This window comes from Pseudomonas sp. DCB_AW, from assembly GCF_026240895.1.
Lineage (GTDB): Bacteria > Pseudomonadota > Gammaproteobacteria > Pseudomonadales > Pseudomonadaceae > Aquipseudomonas > Aquipseudomonas kermanshahensis.
The window spans coordinates 1-16208 of the sequence record NZ_JAPFCE010000097.1 but is presented as its reverse complement, the minus strand read 5'-3'; the positions used below and the strand labels follow the sequence as shown (position 1 = coordinate 16208).

Genomic DNA, 16208 nt, shown 5'->3' with positions numbered 1-16208 from the left:
CAGGAATGCACTTCCCTGTGGGAGCGGCCTTGTGCCGCGATGGGCCGCAAAGCGGCCCCAGCATTCAATCAGACTTCCAGGTAATCCAGGATACCTTCAGCAGCCGTGCGGCCTTCGAAAATGGCCGTTACCACCAAATCCGAACCGCGCACCATGTCGCCGCCGGCGAAGATTTTCGGGTTGCTGGTCTGGTGCTTGAACTTGCCCTTTTCCGGCGCAACAACGCGGCCCTGGCTGTCCATCTGGATACCATGCTGCTCGAACCACGGCGCCGGGCTCGGGCGGAAACCGAAGGCGATCACCACGGCATCTGCCGGCAGGATCTCTTCAGAACCCGGGATCGGCTCAGGGCTGCGGCGGCCACGGGCGTCCGGCTCGCCGAGACGGGTCTCGACCACCTTCACGCCTTCAACCTTGTCTTCACCGACAATGGCGATCGGCTGGCGGTTGTAGAGGAACTTCACGCCCTCTTCCTTGGCGTTCTTCACCTCTTTGCGCGAACCCGGCATGTTGGCCTCGTCACGACGATAAGCACAGGTCACCGACTTGGCGCCCTGGCGGATCGAGGTGCGGTTGCAGTCCATCGCGGTGTCACCACCGCCCAGCACCACGACCTTCTTGCCCTGCATGTCGACGAAGTCTTCCGGCGATTTCTCGAAGCCCAGGTTGCGGTTGACGTTGGCGATCAGGAAGTCCAGCGCGTCATGCACGCCCGGCAGGTCCTCGCCCGGGAAGCCGCCCTTCATGTAGGTGTAGGTACCCATGCCCATGAACACCGCGTCGTACTCGGCCAGCAGCTGCTCCATGGTGATGTCGGTGCCCACCTCGGTGTTCAGGCGGAACTCGATGCCCATGCCGGTGAAGACTTCGCGGCGGTTGCTCAGCACGGTCTTTTCCAGCTTGAACTCGGGGATACCGAAGGTCAGCAGGCCGCCGATTTCCGGGTTCTTGTCGAACACCACCGGGGTTACGCCGGCGCGCACCAGCACGTCGGCACAGCCCAGGCCCGCCGGGCCGGCACCGATGATGGCGACACGCTTGCCAGTCGGCTTGACCTTGGACATGTCTGGGCGCCAGCCCATGGCGAAAGCGGTGTCGGTGATGTACTTCTCCACCGAGCCGATGGTCACCGCGCCAAAACCGTCGTTCAGGGTGCAGGCACCCTCGCACAGGCGGTCCTGCGGACAAACACGGCCGCACACTTCAGGCAGGGTGTTGGTCTGGTGCGACAGTTCTGCCGCCGCCAGGATGTTGCCCTCGGACACCAGCTTCAACCAGTTGGGGATGAAGTTGTGCACCGGGCACTTCCATTCGCAATACGGGTTACCGCAACCCAGGCAACGGTGCGCCTGCTCCACGGACTGCTGCGGCTTGAAGGGTTCGTAGATCTCGACGAACTCTTTCTTGCGCTGGCGCAGCAGCTTTTTCTTTGGGTCTTTACGCCCCACTTCGATGAACTGGAAGTCGTTGCTCAGACGTTCAGCCATTTTTCAAAACCTCTTTACCGCAGTCGCAAGCTACACGCCGCAAGCTGCAAGTCGATCACTTGGGTCCGGCAAACCTCGCACTGCGTTTACTCGCAGATTGAGGCTTGCCACTTGCAGCTGTTGTTACTGCGGGTTGGCACGGGTGCTGGACAGCAGTTGCTTGAGGTTGGCCGCCTTCGGCTTGACCAGCCAGAAGCGCCGCACGTAGTCGTCCAGGTTCTCGAAGAGCTCACGCCCCCACTCGCTGCCGGTCTCGTCCACGTATTCGCCAAGGACGCGCGCCAGGTGGCTGCGGTACGCCTCCATCGCTTCACCACTGATGCGCTGGATTTCCACCAGTTCATGGTTGAGCTTGTCGACGAAGCTGTTGTCCATGTCGAGCACGTAGGCGAAGCCGCCGGTCATGCCAGAGCCGAAGTTGTAACCGGTCTTGCCCAGGACGCAGACAAAGCCGCCGGTCATATATTCACAGCAGTGATCGCCAGTGCCCTCGACAACAGCGTGGGCGCCAGAGTTACGCACAGCGAAGCGCTCGCCCGCGGTACCGGCGGCGAACAGCTTGCCGCCAGTGGCACCGTACAGGCAGGTGTTGCCGACGATGGCGCTGTGCTGGGTTTCGAACGGGCTGCCGGCAGGTGGCACGATGGTGACCTTGCCACCGGTCATGCCTTTGCCGACGTAGTCGTTGGCGTCGCCTTCCAGGTGCAGGTTCAGGCCACCAGCGTTCCACACGCCGAAGCTCTGGCCCGCAGTGCCCTTGAAGCGGAAGGTGATCGGCGCAGCGGCCATGCCCTGGTTGCCGTGCAAGCGGGCGATCTCACCCGAGATGCGCGCACCGATGGAGCGGTCGCAGTTGCAGATGTCGAGGCTGAACTCGCCACCGGACTGGTCGCGGATCGCCGGCATGGCCATTTCGACCATCTTCTCGGCCAGCTCGCCCTTGTCGAACGGCGGGTTCTTGTCGACTTCGCAGAACTGCGGCTTGTCCGCCGGAATGTGCGAACTGCCCAGCAGCGGCGACAGGTCCAGGTACTGCTGGCGCTCGGTGTCGCCTGGCAGGATGTCGAGCAGGTCGGTGCGGCCGATCAGCTCGCCCAGGCTGCGCACACCCAGTTTGGCCAGCCACTCGCGGGTCTCTTCGGCGACGAAGGTGAAGAAGTTGATCACCATGTCGACGGTGCCGATGTAGTGGTCCTTGCGCAGCTTGTCGTTCTGGGTGGCGACGCCGGTGGCGCAGTTGTTCAGGTGGCAAATACGCAGGTATTTGCAGCCCAGGGCGATCATCGGCGCGGTGCCGAAGCCGAAGCTCTCGGCGCCGAGGATGGCCGCCTTGATCACGTCAAGGCCGGTTTTCAGGCCACCGTCGGTCTGCACCCGCACTTTGCCGCGCAGGTCGTTGCCGCGCAGGGTCTGGTGGGTTTCGGCAAGGCCGAGCTCCCACGGTGCGCCCGCGTACTTGATGGAGGTCAGTGGCGAAGCACCGGTACCGCCGTCGTAGCCCGAGATGGTAATCAGGTCGGCATAGGCCTTGGCCACGCCGGCGGCGATGGTACCAACGCCTGCTTCGGCGACCAGTTTGACCGAGACCAGCGCCTGCGGGTTGACCTGCTTGAGGTCGTAGATCAGCTGGGCCAGGTCTTCGATCGAGTAGATGTCGTGGTGCGGCGGTGGCGAGATCAGGGTCACGCCTGGTACCGCGTAGCGCAGCTTGGCGATCAGGCCGTTGACCTTGCCGCCTGGCAGCTGGCCGCCCTCACCCGGCTTGGCGCCTTGGGCTACCTTGATCTGCAGCACTTCGGCGTTGACCAGGTATTCCGGGGTCACGCCAAAGCGGCCGGTGGCCACCTGCTTGATCTTGGAGCTGCGCACGGTGCCGTAGCGCGACGGGTCTTCACCGCCCTCGCCCGAGTTGGAACGCGCGCCCAGGCGGTTCATGGCCTCGGCCAGCGCCTCGTGGGCTTCTGGCGACAAAGCGCCGAGCGAGATACCGGCGGAATCGAAGCGCTTGAGGATGGCCTCCAACGGTTCGATCTGCTCGATCGCCAGCGGCTGGTCAGCCACTTTGACCTTGAGCAGGTCGCGGATCATCGACACCGGGCGCTGGTCGACCAGCGAGGTGTATTCCTTGAACTTGGCGTAGTCGCCCTGCTGCACAGCCGCCTGCAGGGTGTTGACCACATCCGGGTTGTAGGCGTGGTATTCGCCACCGTGGACGAATTTGAGCAGGCCACCTTGCTGGATCGGCTTGCGCGCGCTCCAGGCTTCGGCGGCGAGCAGCTTCTGGTCGCTTTCCAGGTCTTCGAAACGCGCACCCTTGATGCGGCTCGACACGCCCTTGAAGCTCAGGCCGACCACGTCCTCGGCCAGGCCGATGGCTTCGAACAGCTGCGCACCCCGGTACGAAGCGATGGTGGAGATGCCCATCTTGGACAGGATCTTCAGCAGGCCCTTGGAGATGCCTTTGCGGTAATACTTGAACACCTCGTCCAGATCGCCCAGCACTTCGCCGGTACGGATCAGGTCGGCCAGCACTTCGTACGCCAGGTACGGGTAGACGGCCGAGGCACCGAAGCCCAGCAGCACAGCGAAGTGGTGCGGGTCACGGGCGGTCGCGGTTTCGACCAGGATGTTGCTGTCGCACCGCAGGCCCTGCTCGGTCAGGCGGTGGTGTACGGCACCCACGGCGAGCGAAGCGTGCACCGGCAACTTGCCCGGGGCGATGTAACGGTCGCTCAGCACCAGTTGAGTCTTGCCACTGCGCACCGCTTCTTCGGCTTGGTCGGCGATGTTGCGGATGGCCGCTTCCAGGCCGACGCCTTGCTCGTAGTTGAGGTCGATCAGTTGGCGGTCGAAGCCTTCGCGCTCCAGGTTCATCAGCGAGCGCCACTTGGCAGGCGAGATGACCGGCGAGCTGAGGATGACCCGCGAGGCGTGCTCCGGGGACTCCTGGAAGATGTTGCGCTCGGCGCCCAGGCAGATCTCCAGCGACATGACGATCGCTTCGCGCAGCGGGTCGATCGGCGGGTTGGTGACCTGCGCGAACTGCTGGCGGAAGAAGTCATACGGCGAACGCACGCGCTGCGACAGCACAGCCATCGGCGTGTCGTCACCCATCGAGCCGACCGCTTCCTGGCCCTGCTCACCCAGCGGGCGCAGCACCTGGTCACGCTCTTCGAAGGTGACCTGGAACATCTTCATGTATTGCTTGAGCTGGTCAGCATCGTAGCTGGCCGCGCCCTGGTCGTCGGTCAAGGTCGCCTGGATACGCGTGGCGTGCTGACGCAGCCAGCGCTTGTACGGGTGGCGCGACTTCAGACGGTTGTCGATGGCGTCGGTGTCGAGGATCTGGCCGGTTTCGGTGTCCACGGCGAAGATCTGGCCCGGGCCGACACGGCCCTTGGCGATGACGTCTTCAGGCTTGTAGTCCCATACGCCGATTTCCGACGCGATGGTGATGTAGCCATTGGTGGTGGTCACCCAACGCGCCGGGCGCAGGCCGTTACGGTCGAGCAGGCACACCGCGTGGCGGCCTTCGGTCATGACGATACCGGCCGGGCCATCCCACGGTTCCATGTGCATGGAGTTGTATTCGTAGAAGGCGCGCAGGTCGGCGTCCATGGTCTCGACGTTCTGCCAGGCCGGCGGTACCAGCATGCGCACGCCGCGGAACAGGTCGATGCCACCGGTGACCATCAGCTCGAGCATGTTGTCCATGCTCGACGAGTCGGAGCCCACGCGGTTGACCAGCGGGCCGAGTTCTTCGAGGTCAGGGATCTGGTCATTGGCGAACTTGGTGCGACGGGCCATGGCCCAGTTGCGGTTGCCAGTGATGGTGTTGATTTCGCCGTTGTGGGCGAGGAAGCGGAACGGCTGCGCCAGCGGCCATTTCGGCAGGGTGTTGGTGGAGAAGCGCTGGTGGAACACGCAAATCGCGGTCTGCAGGCGCTCGTCACCCAGGTCTGGATAGAACGCCGCGAGATCGCGCGGCATCATCAGGCCTTTGTAGATGATGGTCTTGTGCGAGAAGCTGCAGATGTAGTGGTCGGTGTCGTGGGCGTTGGCCACGGACGAACGACGACGGGCACTGAACAGCTTGATGGCGAATTCCTGATCGCTCAGGCCTTCACCACCGATGAACACCTGCTCGATCTGCGGCAGGCGCTCCAGCGCCAGGCGACCCAGCACGCTGGTGTCGATCGGCACCTTGCGCCAGCCGACCAGTTTGAGGCCAGCGGCGAGGATCTCGCGGTCCATGTTGGCGCGGGCGGCTTCTGCTTTGACCGGGTCCTGGTTGAAGAACACCATGCCGACGGCGTACTGCTTGGGCAGCTCGACGGCAAACTGTTCCTGGGCCACGGCCCGCAGGAATTGATCGGGCTTCTGCATGAGCAGACCGCAACCGTCACCGGTCTTGCCGTCGGCGTTGATACCGCCGCGGTGGGTCATGCACGTCAGTGCCTGCATGGCGGTTTGCAGAAGGTGGTGACTTGGCTCGCCCGTCATATGGGCGATCAGGCCAAAACCACAGTTGTCCTTGAATTCTTCGGGATGGTACAGACCTGTTTTCATAGACACTTTCTCACCAGGTTCACCTCTCAACGGAGGCAAATCTCTTTTTTAACAACCACTTACCATCCACGCCGATCAAACGCCAGCTTTTTTGCGGTGGTCATGGAAAACCATTGTTGCACAGCGACAGCGATGCCCACAAATTTTCATGTCTCACCATTGAAAATTTATGTCGCAAATTTGAATGTTTTTGCGCCATGCGCCGTGATACGGCTTGGCTCGAGTCTGAAGCGTTTCAGCCATGACTGCAAGAGAGGCTTGTGGCCGGCAGCCTGGGACAGAAAAGCCTGCCGCGCTCGGGCGCAGCAGGCTAGTCGAAAGCTAGAATTCGCTCAGCAACTGGGCGGCGGGGTGGTGCCGCCCGGCAGGTATCAGCGGGCCGTGGCCAGCTCTTGTTGGACGCTGGCGACGGTACGTGGCCAAGGTTTACCAGCCTGGACCTTCGCTGGCAAGTTCTTGATTGCCGCAACCGCTGCGTCACGGTTGGCGAAGCTGCCGTAAGTCACGACATACAGCGGCTTGCCCTGCAGGTTTTTCTTGAAGTAGCGATAGTCGCCACCCTGGGCTTTGACGAAGGCCTGGGCCGACGCTTCGGAGCTGGTGCCGAGGATCTGCACCACGTAATTGCCCGGTTTCTGACCTGCATACCAGCCACCACCGCTGCTGCCGGTAGCCGCAGGCTTCTCGACAGGCTTGGCAGCTGGCTTGGCTGTGGCGACCTGGGTTGGCGCAGGCGCAGGCTTAGCAGGTGCAACCGGTTTTGCAGGCTGGGTTGCGACGGGCTTTGGCGCAGGCGCAACCGGCTGAACCGGTGCACTTCCAGTCGGCTTGGACAGCGTCGGTGCCGGGCCGGCAGGCACGCCTTGCGGCGGTGCGATGGTGGTCACGGTCGGCGGGTTGCCAGGCTGCAGCGCGGTATTGCCGGCCGGGCTGCCCTCTTCGCCATCCCCCATGCCAGCGGCCTGGGCCAATGGTTCGCGCATCACCGGCTGCGACTGCCCTACCAGCGGCAGTGGCATCGGCTGCGACGAGCCGGAGAACTCGATGGCCGGGTTGCCATTATTGGCCTGGGCGGCGCCCGGCTGGCCTTCACCTAATGGCAATTGAGCCTGGGCAGCCGGCACCTCGGCAGGTGCCTTGTCGCCTTTCTTGGGCATGAGAACCGCGGCAGCAACGGCGACCACGACCACAGCGGACAGCGCGAGCACATGTTTCTTAGGCATTTTCAACCCCATGGATGGTCGCTTGGCCGTCGAACGGCTGGCGATCATGGCTTCGATCAAAGTGTCACGGGCGACCTGGTTGATTGTGCCAGGCCAACCGTCGGAGTGTTCGTGGATATCGACGATCTGTTCGCGGGTGAACACCTCGATGCCCCGGCCGGCGCCATCCAGACGCTGCTCCAGGTACTCGCGGGTCTCCTCTTCGCTGTAGGGGGCGAGCTCGATAACGTGGAAACGCTCTTCCTCGATACTCAGCTCATCCAGCCCGGCAATCAGCGACGGTTCGCCGAACAGGAACACGTGCGGACGCCCTTCCGGAACACCCGCCGCCAGCTCCAGCAACGCTTGGAGTGCCGACTCGTCGAGTTGTTCCGCATCGTCCACCAGCAAATAGACTTCCTGCCCGGTCAGCGCCAGTTGCACCACCTTCGACAGTATGGCCTGGACCTCAGGCTGGGCGACCTCAAGCGACTGCGCGACCTGGGCGAGCACGCTGGCCGCATCGCTGGCGCCACGGGCAGAAACCACCACGCTCTGCACCGATTGCTTGTTGGTACTGGCCACCAGGGCCTGGCGCAGCAAGGTCTTGCCGCTGCCCAGGGGGCCGGTGACCACCAGCATCAGCTGGCTGTAGCGGGCCAGGTGATGCAGCTGGCCCAGCACAGGCTTGCGCTGTGCCGGGAAGAATTTGAAGCCGGGCACGCGGGGCGCGAACGGATCGTGGCTCAACTGGTAATGGTCGAGAAAGGCCTCATCGGCATGCAAACTGGTCATTGCGCTGTCACAACCTCAAAGCTGGGCCACGATCGCGCGGTAATCCGCCGACAGCGTGGCCTGAAGAATCTCTTTCGGATAGTCGTCGGTGATCACGGCCTCGCCCATCTGGCGCAACAGCACCAGACGTAGACGCCCGTCGAGCACCTTCTTGTCGACCGCCATGTGCTCCATGAAATGCGCCGGGGTCATTTCCTGTGGTGGCACCACCGGCAAACCTGCATCCTGCAACAGGCGGATTCCGCGATCGCGCTCGGCCTGGTCGATCCAGCCGAGCCGCATGGACATTTCCAGGGCCATCACCGTGCCCGCCGACACGGCTTCGCCGTGCAGCCAGACGCCGTAGCCCATATGGGTTTCGATGGCATGGCCGAAGGTATGCCCAAGGTTCAGGGTCGCCCGCACGCCGGATTCGCGCTCATCGGCACCGACCACCGCAGCCTTGGCTGCGCAGGAACGGCGGATGGCTTCGGTCAGGGCCGTGGAGTCCAGGGCACGCAGGGCCTTCATATTGTCCTCGAGCCAAGCGAGGAACGGCTTGTCGCAGATCAGGCCGTACTTGATCACTTCGGCCAGGCCTGCGGACAGCTCACGCGCCGGCAGGGTCTTGAGGCTGGTGGTGTCGATCAGCACCGCGTTGGGCTGATAGAAGGCACCGACCATGTTCTTGCCCAGCGGGTGGTTGATGCCGGTCTTGCCGCCGACCGAAGAGTCGACCTGGGACAACAGGGTGGTCGGCACCTGGATGAAATCGACGCCGCGTTGGTAACAGGCAGCGGCAAAGCCGGCCATGTCGCCGATCACGCCACCGCCAAGGGCCACCACGGTGGTGCGACGGTCGTGCCGGGCAGTGAGCAGGCCATCGAAGATCAATTGCAGCGTTTCCCAGTTCTTGTGGGCTTCGCCGTCAGGCAACACCACGGGCAGCACCGAATAGGCACCCAGGGTCTTGGCCAGGCGTTCGAGGTACAGAGGCGCGACGGTTTCGTTGGAAACGATGGCGACCTGCCGCCCGGCAATGTGCGGCGCCAGCAACTCGGGCTGGTCCAGCAGGCCTTCGCCAATGTAGATCGGGTAGCTACGCTCGCCCAGGTCGACCTTTAGTGTCTGCATGTATCCCCACAATGTACTTGGGCGCGGCGCCGCTTGGGCGACGCACGCGGTAAGTTGAACCTCGCCTCGGCGCTGGTGGCCGAGAATAGTCCCGGCTTATCGGGGCGGCAACTGCTGCAAGCGTTCGAGAATATCGATCACCACCATGCGCGGCGGCCGCTCGTCGGTTTCAACGACCAGGTCGGCGATCTCGCGGTAGAGCGGATCACGCGCTTCGAGCAGGGCGCGAAGGGTCGCTTCCGGGTTGGCGGTACGCAACAGGGGGCGATTGCGATCACGTGCGGTGCGACCGACCTGCTGCTCCACCGAAGCATGCAGGTAGATCACCCGGCCGCCCTGGCGCAACGCCTGGCGGTTGGCATCGCGCATTACCGCGCCGCCGCCGGTGGCCAGGACCACGCCGTCGAGCCCACAGAGCTCGGCGATCATCGCCTGCTCACGGTCACGGAAGCCCGGCTCGCCTTCCTTGTCGAAGATCCACGGGATGTTGGCGCCGCATCGCAGTTCGATTTCCTTGTCGGAATCTTTGAACAGCAGGCGCAGCTCTTTGGCCAATAGGCGTCCAATGGTGCTTTTACCAGCGCCCATTGGCCCCACAAGTATCAAATTTCGCACAGAATCAACGACTCACAGCAATCGCCTGGTCACTCATGATACGCGGAGTCAGGAAGACCAGCAGCTCGGATTTTTTCTCTTGTAATACATCGCGTCGAAACAGCCGCCCAACATACGGCAGATCGCCGAAAAATGGCACCTTGTCGACCACATTGTTTTGCGTGGTCGAGTAGACGCCACCGATCACGATCGTCTCGCCGTCCGCCACGCGAACCTTGGCATTGACCTCGTTCTTGCGGATCGGCGGTACGTTGTTCAAGGCATTGACGTAATCAGGCTCGTCCTTGGTCACCCTGACCGTCATGATGACCTTGTTGTCCGGGGTAATCTGCGGGGTGACTTCAAGCGACAGGGACGCTTCGCGAAACGACACGGACGTGGCGCCGCTCTTGCTGGTTTCCTGGTAAGGCACCTCGGTACCTTTGAGGATCCTGGCCGTTTCCTTGTCGGCCGTGACCACCTTGGGCTGCGAAATGATTTCGCCATTGCCGCTCTTTTCCATGGCGCTGAGCTCAAGGTCCAGCAGGATGCCGCCACGCAGCAGGCCCAGGCCGACACTGGAGCCGGCACGCTCCACCCCAAGGTCGACGAACAGCTCCTTGCCTGGCCTTACATTCTCACCGTACAAGGGCCCACCCCAACGCACCCCAAGGCTCTTTTCGTAATCGACATTGGCCTCGACGATGCGTGCCTCGATCGCCACCTGACGCACCGGCACATCCAGCTGCGCCACCAGGTGGCGCAGCTCGGCAAGGCGGTCAGCGGGCTGGTAGGCCACCAGGGTATTGGTGCGCGCATCCACGCTCAAACTGCCTCGCCCAGTGAGGATGCCGTCGTCTGCCAGGGTTGCCAGCAACAGCTCTGCGAGCTCGGAGGCTACGGCATGGTGGATCGGCATCAGTTCACGCTGCAGCGGTTGCAATTGCGCATCCAGCGCCTGGCCTAGTCGGGCGTCGAGCGATTGCCCAGCAAGCTCCGCCGCCGGCGCCACCAGCAGCACATTGCCCTCTTCACGCCGTGCCAGGCCCTTGCTGCGCAGCACCAAATCCAGCGCCTGCTCCCAGGGCACATCCTGAAGCCGCAAGGTGATATTGCCCTGCACCGAATCGCTGGCAACCAGGTTCACGCCGGCATGGTCTGCCAGCACCTGCAATACGGCGCGCACCTGCACATCCTGAAAGTTCAGCGACAGTGGCTCACCCCGAGTCGGCGCTGCCGTCGCTAGCGGGATCGACAAGACGAACGCCGCCACCCCCATCCATAGCCTTTTCATCCTTGTCCATGACCTCCTTGTCCAGGGGTTTTCGGAGGGTGAGTACGGCTGTGCGCTCATGCCACTCACGCGCCACGAACCACCGCTCGCGCACGTCGACCCGCTGCTCGTCGATGTGCACCACAACACCCTCATCGCGCCCGAGCCGGTCGCCCAGGCGCACGCGATACAACTGGCCTGCAGACAACAACAGCGCTTCATGCGCGCCGCCTTGCGCCAGGCTCCCGACCATTTCCAGCTGCGCCAAGGGCACACGACCCAATTCGCCAGGTGCCACTTTCGCCGGGGCAGCGGAGAACGGATCGACCAACGGCGGCACGGCCGCTGCCCGAGCGGGCAAATCTGCCAACGACGCAACGGCCGGCGTCGTAGCATCAGCATGATGGGCGTGAACCCTCAGGCGAACGCGCAACAATCCAGGCCGCCCATCGACTTCGTTCATGCTCAGGTCACTCACGCGCAGCAGCCGCAGCTGCCCAAGCCATTCATCCAACCACAGGCGCAGTGCTGCATACCGGCCCACCACCTGAACATCGAGGGGAATGGTTCGGTAGTGCGCCTGCTCCACCGCCTCATGCACATCGAGCCGCTCGAACAGCAGGCCAAATTCATGCCCTGAGGCGGCAAGCGAATCGAGCAGGTCACTCATGCCCTCGCCTGCGGCCAGACGCCACCGGGCAACCTGCAGCGCCTGCTGTGCGGCGGCCAGCGCAGCGCGCATGCGTGCCATCTCCCGCACCTGCGCTGCCTTGGCCGAATGCTCCTCGCTCAACCGCTCATGCTGCGCATTCACTTGCCCATGGGCGTGCCGCAACTCCGGCAGGCGTAGCCCACACCCCAGCGCCAATACCAACACTCCCAGACCGACCGAAGCGCCCCACCTGAAGCGAGCGGAACGTTCGGCCATGCCCTGCCAGCTCCCCCACCAGGCTGCATTCACGACCAAAACGCCGACACACGCGCTGTCAGGACAAACTCATCGCCCGAAGGCAGGTGCTTCACATGCTTGAGCTCCAGGCCTTGCAGTACAGCGGACCGCTCGAGGTCGCGCATGAACTGAGCGACCACAGCACCGGACGCGGCCTGGCCGGTCACCTGCAAACGGCCGCCCGCCAACGTGAGCTCAGTGAGCTGCAGACCAGCAGGCAACGCGGCCTCCAGGTCGCTAAGCAACGCGGGGAATACACCTTGATCGGCGCGCAGACTGGCCAACACCGCGGCCTGTACCTGGGCAGCATCGTGGGCGGCACGGACATCGGCATGCTGCTCCAATTGTTCATCCAGCAGCGCAACGGCGGATTGACGACTAACAGTGCTCAACCCTTGCTGCTGCGCACGTTGGCGTGCCAGTTGATCGATCAGCATCACGGCGCACAGGGCCAGCGCCGCACTGCCAAGCAACATCCACTGAAAGCGCCGAAGCATCGACCGGCGCTGCCGCTCGCGCCAGGGCAAAAGGTTAAAACGCATCATGGCTGTATGCCTCCGAGCGCCAAGGCGCATGCCAAGAGCATCTCGCCCCCACCAGGCTCCAACCCCACAATAGAAGGCAGGGGCCGACAGGGCAGCTTCACCTCTGCACTCAGGTTATCCAGCCACGCTTGCTCGATCGGTGAACTGCCGGCGACCAGCACGCATTCCAGTTGACTGTCGTCGCCCAGAAGCGCCGGCCATTGGCCAAGTGCTTGGCCAAGGTGCACTTCGCGGCGCTGCGCGGGCATGCCCTGCCGCCAACAATGCAGCGTCGCGCCTTGCGCTTCGATGCGCAGCAATGCCGAACCCGCAAGCGCGCCCTGCGGCAGCATCCGCTGCAACGCGATACTGTCGACCTCCATCGCCTCGGCCTGCAGCCCGGCTGCATCAAGCAGGGCTTCAACGGGCTCCAGCGCACGCTGGCGACAGGCCGCCACCATGACCTCCTGGCAATCGGCCTGGGCCTCGGAGGCCCCGAGCAACTGAAAGTCCAGCGCCAGATCATCAAGCGGAAATGGAAACAGGCGATCCGCATCAGCCAGCAACTGGGCCTCGATATCGGCTTCACTCAGGCCCGCTGGCAGTTGGCACACCTTGCAGATCACCTGATTTGCCGGCAGCGCCACCGCAACGCGCCGCTGCCGACTGCCGCTGCGCCTGCAGGCACGGCGCAACGCAGCCACTAGCCGGGGAGGGTCGCTCGCCCAATCAGCCCCACTGTACGGTTCATACGGCTCGTGCGCCCAGGCCGCGACCTGGCAACGCCCCTTGCGTCGCTGCAGCTGCACAATCCGAACGGAGTCGGGGGCAATTTCCACCCCCAAGAGTGAACCGGCATCCATGCCGAAACGTCCAAGCATCGCTGTTCCTTTGCTGTATGCCGCAAACCCGCGTCAGCGCTAGGCCCCAGCGGCCAAACGGTTCGACGGGCCACCTGGCCGGTCACCCGGCAAGGCGAAAAAATGCTTATAATGCCCAGCGTTTTTGGTCCGCCGGACCCGTACGCAATTCACTTATCAACCTGGACGCCCAAAAGCCTTGATACGTCTGCTGAAGTTCTTCTGGTGGTCTTCCGTCGCAGTCATTAGCGCGCTCGTACTCGGTGTGAGCGGTGCGTTTCTGTATCTTAGCCCTAGCCTGCCCTCGGTCGAGTCCCTCAGAAGCATCCAGTTGCAGATCCCCCTCAGGGTGTACAGCAGCGACGGCAAGCTGATTGCCGAGTTCGGCGAAATGCGCCGCTCGCCGATCCGTTTCGCGGAAATCCCCCCACAATTTATCCAGGCGCTTCTGTCAGCCGAGGACGACAATTTCCTCAACCACTACGGCGTTGACCCCAGCAGCCTGATGCGCGCCGCGACTCAGCTGGTAAAAACCGGCCATATCCAGACGGGCGGCAGCACCATCACCATGCAGGTGGCGAAGAACTTCTTCCTCACCAGCGAGCGCAGCTTTTCGCGCAAGACCAACGAGATTCTGCTGGCCCTGCAGATCGAGCGTGAGCTGACCAAGGACGAAATCCTTGAGCTGTACGTGAACAAGATCTACCTGGGCAACCGGGCGTACGGCATCGATGCCGCCGCACAGGTCTATTACGGCAAGTCGATCCGCGACGTGAGCCTGGCGCAAATGGCGATGATCGCCGGCCTGCCCAAGGCACCTTCGCGCTTCAACCCCCTGGCCAACCCGGTGCGCGCCAAAGAGCGTCGCGACTGGATTCTTGGCCGCATGTACAAGCTCGGCAAGATTGACCAGGCCAGCTACCAGGCCGCCCTGGCCGAGCCGCTCAACGCCAGCTATCACGTGCCGACACCTGAGGTGAATGCCCCGTACGTCGCCGAGATGGCCCGCGCCGAGATGGTCGGCCGTTATGGCAGCGATGCCTACACCGAGGGCTTCCGCGTCACCACCACGGTGCCAAGCGACATGCAGGAGATGGCCAACAAAGCCATTCTCACGGGCCTTTCCGATTACGATGAACGCCACGGTTACCGCGGCCCCGAGGCACGCTTCCCAGGCAAGACCCACGCGGCCTGGCTGCTGGAACTGAGCAAGCAGCGCACCCTGGGCGGCCTTGAGCCAGCCATCGTCACCCAGGTCGACAAAACCGACCTCAAGGTGCTGACCCGCAGCGGCCAGGAAGAAACCGTGGCCTGGGACACCATGAAGTGGGCGCGCCCGTTCCTCAATAGCAATTCCCAGGGCCGCGCACCGCAAAGCCCCGCCGATGTTGCCCAGGTAGGCGACCTGGTGCGCCTGCAGCGCCTGGACGACGGCAAGCTCAAGTTCAGCCAGGTGCCGGGCGCACAAAGCGCGCTGGTCACCCTCGACCCATACAACGGCGCCATTCGTGCCCTGGTAGGCGGCTTCTCGTTCGAGCAAAGCAACTACAACCGTGCCATGCAGGCCAAGCGCCAACCTGGCTCGAGCTTCAAGCCCTTCATCTATAGCGCGGCGCTCGACAGCGGCTACACCGCAGCCAGCCTGGTCAACGATGCACCGATCGTGTTCGTCGACGAGTACCTGGACAAGGTCTGGCGGCCGAAGAACGACACCAACACCTTCCTCGGCCCGATCCGCATGCGCGAGGCGCTGTACAAATCGCGCAACCTGGTATCGATCCGCCTGCTGCAGGCCATGGGCGTCGACCGCACCATCGACTACATCGCCAAGTTCGGCTTCAACAAGCAGGACTTGCCGCGCAACCTGTCGCTGGCACTGGGCACCGCAACCCTCACGCCGATGGAAATCGCCACGGGCTGGAGCACCTTTGCCAACGGCGGTTACAAGATCACCCCGTACCTGATCGACCGCATCGAGAGCCGCAGCGGCGAGACCCTGTTCACCGCCAACCCGCCCCGCGTGCCGCAAGGCGCCCAGGACCAGGTAGGCCTTGCCGCGCCAGAGCAGCCGATCAGCACCGCAGCCATGCCGGGCGAGGCGCCGGCCGCCTTTGGCCAAGTCACGCCAGCACCGCAAACGCCGGCAGTGGCGGAACAGATCATCGACGGCCGCACCACGTACATCCTCACCAGCATGCTGCAGGATGTAATCAAACGGGGCACTGGCCGCCGTGCGCTGGCCCTGGGCCGCACCGACCTGGCCGGCAAGACCGGTACCACCAACGAGTCCAAGGATGCCTGGTTCTCCGGCTACAACGCCGATTACGTGACCACGGTATGGGTCGGCTTCGACCAGCCCGAGACCCTGGGCCGCCGCGAGTACGGTGGCACTGCGGCGCTGCCGATCTGGATGAGTTTCATGGGTGCTGCGCTGAAGGACAAACCCAACCACGTACCGGCTGAGCCGGAAGGCATCCTCAGCCTGCGTGTCGACCCGGTCAGCGGCCGCGCGGCCTCGCCGGGCACGCCGAACGCCTACTTCGAGCTGTTCAAGGCCGAAGATTCGCCACCGTCAGGGGATGAACTGGGCAACGGCGCGGCACCGGGAAGCCCGCTGCCGGCGGATGAAGCGGCGCCGATGGACCTGTTCTGATCCCTGACAGGCTAGCGCCGCCTGTGTAGGAGCGGCCTTGTGTCGCGATGGGCTGCGCAGCAGCCCCTTGCCTTGCTGCAATTGGCGTATGGCCACACGCATGGGTTCGGGGGTACGCATACGCTCGACCCAGGTGCCAAACTCCAGGCGCAGCGGCTGCCGGGTGTGGCTGCGCACATACAGGCCGGC

At 63.6% G+C, this 16208-nt stretch carries 10 protein-coding genes and 1 pseudogene; 1 reads left to right on the top strand and 10 read right to left on the bottom strand.

Going from position 1 to position 16208, the window contains the following annotated elements; genetic code table 11:
* Positions 1 to 68: 68 nt before the first annotated feature.
* The 9 genes from OO306_RS26350 to pilM all read right to left on the bottom strand — a co-directional run bounded on the left by OO306_RS26350 (position 69) and on the right by pilM (position 13387).
* On the bottom strand, positions 69 to 1487 hold the full coding sequence (locus OO306_RS26350; protein ID WP_099430676.1) for an FAD-dependent oxidoreductase: 1419 nt from the start codon (positions 1485 to 1487) through the stop codon (positions 69 to 71).
* A gap of 123 nt (positions 1488 to 1610) precedes the next feature.
* Entirely contained in the window at positions 1611 to 6056 is a 4446-nt protein-coding gene (gene gltB / locus OO306_RS26345) for a glutamate synthase large subunit (protein ID WP_099430677.1), read from the bottom strand.
* 371 nt (positions 6057 to 6427) lie between these two features.
* Entirely contained in the window at positions 6428 to 8053 is a 1626-nt protein-coding gene (locus OO306_RS26340) for an SPOR domain-containing protein (RefSeq protein WP_099430678.1), read from the bottom strand.
* 15 nt (positions 8054 to 8068) lie between these two features.
* Positions 8069 to 9166 (bottom strand): 3-dehydroquinate synthase, encoded by a 1098-nt coding sequence (gene aroB, locus OO306_RS26335; RefSeq protein WP_186677045.1) that lies wholly within the window; start codon positions 9164 to 9166, stop codon positions 8069 to 8071.
* 96 nt (positions 9167 to 9262) lie between these two features.
* On the bottom strand, positions 9263 to 9781 hold the full coding sequence (aroK, locus tag OO306_RS26330; protein ID WP_027592357.1) for a shikimate kinase AroK: 519 nt from the start codon (positions 9779 to 9781) through the stop codon (positions 9263 to 9265).
* A 4-nt stretch (positions 9782 to 9785) separates the two neighbouring features.
* Positions 9786 to 11054 carry a type IV pilus secretin PilQ gene (locus tag OO306_RS26325; RefSeq protein WP_265970269.1) on the bottom strand — a complete coding sequence of 423 codons (1269 nt, stop codon included), beginning with the start codon at positions 11052 to 11054 and terminating at the stop codon, positions 9786 to 9788.
* Complete coding sequence (locus OO306_RS26320; RefSeq protein WP_265970268.1) at positions 10978 to 11961, bottom strand: pilus assembly protein PilP; 984 nt, start codon at positions 11959 to 11961, stop codon at positions 10978 to 10980. Before OO306_RS26320 ends, OO306_RS26325 begins: the two co-directional genes overlap by 77 nt.
* Before the next feature lie 29 nt (positions 11962 to 11990).
* Positions 11991 to 12527 carry a PilN domain-containing protein gene (locus OO306_RS26315; protein WP_265970267.1) on the bottom strand — a complete coding sequence of 179 codons (537 nt, stop codon included), beginning with the start codon at positions 12525 to 12527 and terminating at the stop codon, positions 11991 to 11993.
* On the bottom strand, positions 12524 to 13387 hold the full coding sequence (gene pilM / locus OO306_RS26310; RefSeq protein ID WP_265970266.1) for a type IV pilus biogenesis protein PilM: 864 nt from the start codon (positions 13385 to 13387) through the stop codon (positions 12524 to 12526). Before pilM ends, OO306_RS26315 begins: the two co-directional genes overlap by 4 nt.
* A 178-nt stretch (positions 13388 to 13565) precedes the next feature.
* Between pilM and OO306_RS26305 the strand changes: the two genes are divergently transcribed.
* Complete coding sequence (locus tag OO306_RS26305) at positions 13566 to 16019, top strand: penicillin-binding protein 1A (protein WP_265970265.1); 2454 nt, start codon at positions 13566 to 13568, stop codon at positions 16017 to 16019.
* 72 nt (positions 16020 to 16091) lie between these two features.
* On the opposite strand, the pseudogene OO306_RS26300 reads toward OO306_RS26305, so the two are convergent.
* Positions 16092 to 16208, bottom strand: a pseudogene (locus OO306_RS26300) (SAM-dependent methyltransferase); the annotation flags it as partial.

Excerpts from the sequence above, each read along its gene's own strand:
- OO306_RS26350 (WP_099430676.1), bottom strand. The coding sequence starts at position 1,487 with ATGGCTGAACGTCTGAGCAACGACTTCCAGTTCATCGAAGTGGGGCGT.
- gltB (WP_099430677.1), bottom strand. The coding sequence starts at position 6,056 with ATGAAAACAGGTCTGTACCATCCCGAAGAATTCAAGGACAACTGTGGT.
- OO306_RS26340 (WP_099430678.1), bottom strand. The coding sequence starts at position 8,053 with ATGACCAGTTTGCATGCCGATGAGGCCTTTCTCGACCATTACCAGTTG.
- aroB (WP_186677045.1), bottom strand. The coding sequence starts at position 9,166 with ATGCAGACACTAAAGGTCGACCTGGGCGAGCGTAGCTACCCGATCTAC.
- OO306_RS26325 (WP_265970269.1), bottom strand. The coding sequence starts at position 11,054 with ATGAAAAGGCTATGGATGGGGGTGGCGGCGTTCGTCTTGTCGATCCCG.
- OO306_RS26320 (WP_265970268.1), bottom strand. The coding sequence starts at position 11,961 with ATGGCCGAACGTTCCGCTCGCTTCAGGTGGGGCGCTTCGGTCGGTCTG.
- OO306_RS26315 (WP_265970267.1), bottom strand. The coding sequence starts at position 12,527 with ATGATGCGTTTTAACCTTTTGCCCTGGCGCGAGCGGCAGCGCCGGTCG.
- pilM (WP_265970266.1), bottom strand. The coding sequence starts at position 13,387 with ATGCTTGGACGTTTCGGCATGGATGCCGGTTCACTCTTGGGGGTGGAA.